The sequence below is a fragment of the Rhodoferax sp. ZS1R8 genome (assembly GCF_056521325.1).
In genome coordinates this window covers 1-1,023 of the sequence record NZ_JBWMBA010000217.1, presented here as the reverse complement: position 1 = coordinate 1,023, position 1,023 = coordinate 1, and the positions used below count along the sequence as shown (strand labels likewise).

General features: G+C 60.5%; 2 protein-coding genes. Both read right to left on the bottom strand.

Translation table 11 applies throughout. The features are described from left to right. Positions 1–104: 104 nt before the first annotated feature. The gene (locus AC097P_RS25110; RefSeq protein ID WP_479613126.1) at positions 105–428 is read right to left on the bottom strand and encodes a hypothetical protein; all 324 of its coding nucleotides are present in this window, start codon (positions 426–428) and stop codon (positions 105–107) included. Between the two features lie 114 nt (positions 429–542). Further along, positions 543–1,023, bottom strand: a 481-nt coding sequence (locus tag AC097P_RS25105) for an aminomethyltransferase beta-barrel domain-containing protein (RefSeq protein ID WP_479613125.1), incomplete at its 5' end; no start/stop codon positions are given.

Genomic DNA, 1,023 nt, shown 5'->3' with positions numbered 1-1,023 from the left:
CTGGCACTCGGGTTGCTCGCAGTCTCACTGCTGCTTGGCAAGGGGTCTGGCATAGGCTGGTTGTGGGGGCAGTAGGTGGGTTGTGCGCGCTGCTTGCGTGTAAGTTACAGGATGCGGTCGTCATTGCCCAACAAGTTCAAGGCGCCGTGGATGCGGCTGCGCAGGCCCTTGCGCACCATCAGTTTCTTCTGTGCGGCGGCGGGCAAATCTGTTTGGTGGATGACATTTTTCAGGATCAGCGTGTCGATCAAGTCTTCCAGCACCCGCACAAAACCGGCATCCACCGCGTCAAAAGCAGGCTCGGAGGCCGATGCATGAAAGAACTGCTGAATATCCGGGGCGTTTTCTTCCATGGGTTCACTGCCTGGCAGTTCCTGCCGAGATACCGACTGAATCGTGCCATCGGAATGTTTGATAACGTGGAACATAGTGTTATTGCTCGGGATATTCAGAGTGCCAAGCCCAACGTGGCATACGCCTGTGCTGTGGATATTAGCACCGGGTTCCAACTATTTGCGCAAAGCCTGTGGTGGCGTTTGCTCTTAGACGTTGGTCTGGGCCGAAGCAATCACACCGCCACCCAGGCAGACATCGCCGTCGTACAACACGGCTGACTGGCCCGGCGTGACAGCCCATTGGGCCTGCGCGAACCGCAGTGCGAAACCCTGCAGACTGGCATTCTCCACCTGGCAGGCCGCGTCGCTTTGGCGGTAGCGGGTTTTCGCGGCGATAGCCGCCTGGTTGGGTGCACGGCCAGCGGTCCAGCTCACGTCCTGGGCCAGCAGGGTGTGCGACTGCAGCCACGGGTGGTCGTGCCCCTGCACCACCCACAAAGTATTGGTCGCCATGTCCTTGCGGGCTACAAACCAGGGCTCGTGTTCGCCGCCGCCCTTTTGCGCGCCCTTGGCTTTGATGCCGCCGATGCCCAGGCCTTGGCGCTGTCCCAGCGTGTAAAAGCTCAGGCCCTGGTGTTCGCCCAGAAAGCGGCCTTTTGCGTCGCGCATGGGGCCTGGCTCTTTGGCG